Annotated in this window: 5 protein-coding genes; all 5 read right to left on the bottom strand. The window is 65.4% G+C overall.

The annotated features are described in order from the left end of the window. Positions 1-139 precede the first annotated feature (139 nt). Positions 140-460 carry a 3'-5' exonuclease gene (locus ACY45C_RS05800; protein WP_462186618.1) on the bottom strand — a complete coding sequence of 107 codons (321 nt, stop codon included), beginning with the start codon at positions 458-460 and terminating at the stop codon, positions 140-142. 117 nt (positions 461-577) lie between these two features. Further along, a complete protein-coding gene (locus tag ACY45C_RS05795; RefSeq protein WP_462186617.1) occupies positions 578-793 on the bottom strand; it encodes a hypothetical protein in 216 nt (71 codons plus the stop codon). Between the two features lie 391 nt (positions 794-1184). Next, positions 1185-2093, bottom strand: coding sequence for a helix-turn-helix domain-containing protein (locus ACY45C_RS05790; RefSeq protein ID WP_462186616.1), 909 nt, complete (start codon positions 2091-2093; stop codon positions 1185-1187). Beyond that, entirely contained in the window at positions 2062-2532 is a 471-nt protein-coding gene (locus ACY45C_RS05785) for a DUF6879 family protein (RefSeq protein WP_462186615.1), read from the bottom strand. Before ACY45C_RS05785 ends, ACY45C_RS05790 begins: the two co-directional genes overlap by 32 nt. A 68-nt stretch (positions 2533-2600) precedes the next feature. Beyond that, on the bottom strand, positions 2601-2837 hold the full coding sequence (locus tag ACY45C_RS05780; RefSeq protein ID WP_462186614.1) for a hypothetical protein: 237 nt from the start codon (positions 2835-2837) through the stop codon (positions 2601-2603). Positions 2838-3368: the final 531 nt, after the last annotated feature.

Here is a 3368-nt window from a genome sequence, read left to right as displayed (position 1 = left end):
CGGCGCGGTGGGGCCTGTGTTCCGGTGGGATGCCTTCGGCCAACCCGAAGGCTTCGACGAGTGCGCCCAGGCGGTAGCTCACCCGGTCGGGCCGCAGCCGGCGGGCCAGCCTCAGGGTGTCGAAGACTTCGCCCGGCGCCTAATCCGGGAGCTTGCGGCGCAAGACCCCGAGGTCAACGGGGGCGTTGTGGGCGACGATTGCCGTGTTTTCCAGCGCGGTGCGTACCTCTTCGGTGATATCACCGAACATGGGAGCTTCTTCCACCATTGGGTTTGAGATGCCGTGGATGCGCTGGGCGATACCGGTGATAGGAGTGGCCGGACGCACCAGCCAGCTGAGCGGCTTCCCGATCGCGCCGCCGGTGACGGGGACGGCGGCCAGCTCCACGAGGTCGGGCGGCCGCCCGCCGTTGCCCTCCACGTCCACGACGACGTAGCCCCGGCTGGTCCAATCCGTCACGATGCCTCCTCCTGGCCCCAGCCGATGTCGGCACGCCCGTGCCGTCCGGCGTAGTGAGGATGACGTAGATCGTGGATTTGGAAGCGCAGGGCATGTTGGAGGAAGTAGCGGGGCTGCTCATGGGGGAGCCCGCCGACCACCACAGCCCGGTCCGTGACGTCGATGATTTCCAGCGAGGCCCCGAGCGTCGAGGTCTTCCAGCACAGCGAAGGTGTGGGGCTTCACCGCCGGGAGGAACGGCTCGGTGGCCCGGTTGAACAACTGGATAGGGGTGGTGTCCGCCCGGAAGTACGGGTGGGCCACGAGCTGGGTCACGGCCTCGGCGTCGCTCATCACGGCGCGGGGCTGGCGCTGGCCACAGCCCGTAGGTGTGGCGGATGCAGTAGGCGCAGTCGAGCGGGCAGCCCTGGATGTGGTTGAGGGATAGCCCGCTTTTACGGTACTCCACCACTTCGCGCGCCCGCGTGGGAAGTTGCTCGATCTGCCTGCTCGCAAGCAGGGGGACGAGAGTGGTCACCATTGCCCTCCGGGGCCTGGTCAGGTGTGGCCGTGATTGGCCTGACTCGGAGGGTAAGGGGACGTCATGAAGTAACAAATACGTGATCGAGAGCATCATCGCAGGTCACAGGCCTGTGGAGGGTTCGAAACGCGCAAGTTATTTCATTTCGACTCCTAAGGGGCATGAACGATCCTGGAAAGAATGTTTCTCAGAATCTCTCGAAACTCAAGCCTCCTCGTCTTGCCCGCGAAAATCCGCGCCATCCTCGGCCACTTCGGCGGCCAGGTCATCGAGTACGCGGGTGATGATCACGCGGGCCGGTCGGCCGTAGCTGGCGACGGCGGCGAGTTGGTCAAAGGCGCTCGCGTATAGCTCGATCTCCTGCGGTTGCCGCAGGTCAAGGGCCGCACTGAAGGTCTCGACCAGTACCCGCTCGGTGTCGTATATCCAGAAGCCGTGCCACGGCGACGTGGCGTACTGCGTCTCGAATCCGATGATCCCCAGCCGGACGTTGGGCAGCTGGGAGAAGGAGATCAGACGGTCGAGCTGGCCGAGCATGACGTCTGATGGGCACAGCCGAAACCTGAGTGCCGCCTCGGTCAGCACGAAGTGGAACCGCTTGTCGGAGCGGTACAAGATCTCTTGTCGCCGGACCCGTGCGGCCACGGCTTCGTTGATGTCGTTCGGCAGCTTCAGCCGGCGGATGCCCTCGGCGAACCGTGCCCGCGCATACTCGGCGGTCTGGAGCAGACCGGGGATCACGGTGGCTTCGAACGCCCGGAAGAGCCGGGTCCGCTCGTCCCACCCGATCAGCTCCTGCTGCCGCGGCTTCAGGCCAGTCCGCAGGATGCGCTGCCACTCCGCGTGCTGGACTTCGAGCGTGTGTAGGGCCGCGAGCAGGCTTTCGGCTTCCGCCTGACTGCCGGTTGCCCGCGTCCAACCCCTGATGTCGTCGTCAGTGGGCGCCTGGCGGCCGTTTTCGAGCTTGGAGACCTTGGAAGCCGGCCACGACAACGACTCCGCGAGCTGCCGGCCGCTCAGGTCGGCCGACGTACGAAGCTCGCGGAGTCGTTTGCCGAGCGCGCCACGCGCCTCGTGGACGTTAGACGCGCCGGAGGTGCTGTTCGGTGGCAAAGTCGTCCCGTCTTACAGCGTGGTGCCAGGCGGCATCACGCCAGTAGTTGTGCTGCACGATCTCGGCCGGGTCTTCGACTACTTCACCACCCAGGAAGCGGGCGTCATCGTCGAAGTGCATCCGAACCAGCTTGGACGAGTCGAACAGCCAGTAGTCGTGGTTTGGCAGGCCGCCGGCCTCGGCCAGGTCGCGCGTCAGGTAGCGGATGTCCTCGCCGGCACCACCTGTGAACTGCGCACACCACACCCCGAAGCGGCTGTAGTCGGTCAGCGGCAGGCTCACTACCCGCACGCGGGCGAACCGGCGGCCCGCGGACGTCGCCTCCCGGAGCATGTCCAACCAGCTCTGCATCCACGGAAGGTCATCTGGCTCGTCCGCGAGGAACTTCCGCAACGACTCGTTTTCGTATGGCGCGTCGTAGCTGTCGCGGTCCTCCAAGCGGAAGGCGGTGTGCTCGAAGGAGTGGAAGAACTGCCGGAACTCGGGGCCGGGTGGGATGAGCTGGCTCAGTGCTCCCCCTCCTGCTCCAGGTAGCGGCGGACGTAGAACTTCAGGACGTCTTCCGGGATCTCGATCAAGGTCTCGTGGTCGGGGACGGCGCCGATGTCCGCAAGCGCCTGCGGGTCGGTCACCTTCCACCCCTGGGCGATGTAGGTCACCCGGTCCGTACGGTCGGTGGCGAACAGGGTGGGCGAGTTGTCTATCTGGGAGTCAGGGTCCTTGCCGAGGAACCGGGCACGCACGGGGCCTCCGTTGCTAGAAATATTGCGAACCGTTCTTCGGGCCATGGTGGCTAGCCGGGCGTGGGGACGTCAACCACGGACGACGGCGGGATGATCTCCCCGGTGGCGGATTGGGACAAGTAGGGGCAAGTTGCACCACTCTCTCCCGACGACTCCGCGTACCGAGATACCGCTGCGTCCGCAGCCAGACCACTTGATGAGCCTGACTCACGAAGTGGCGAGACTGCGTCACGGTCGCGCCACACCCGCAGCGGCAGGCACGCGCCTCGGGCCGGGCGGTAGCGCCTTGCTTATCCGTATTCACCTTGAGTGATCTACGGTACAATTGATCTAGTTCTGTCCGGAATGTCTCGTTCGAAAGCCGCTCCACCAGGGGCACGCACGGTTGAGACAGGCCAGAGCCCCGCGCCCCCGTCCAAGGCGCGGGGCTCTGCCGCTTCAAGGTCTCTTGTACTGCAATTCGTACCACAATTGGCGACGGGGGCCGCCAAGCGACTCAGGCGACACCCTCCCGCTTCTCACTCTCTGTAA

This window comes from Frankia sp. CcWB2, assembly GCF_977927585.1.
This window is presented reverse-complemented; position numbering and strand designations above follow the sequence as displayed.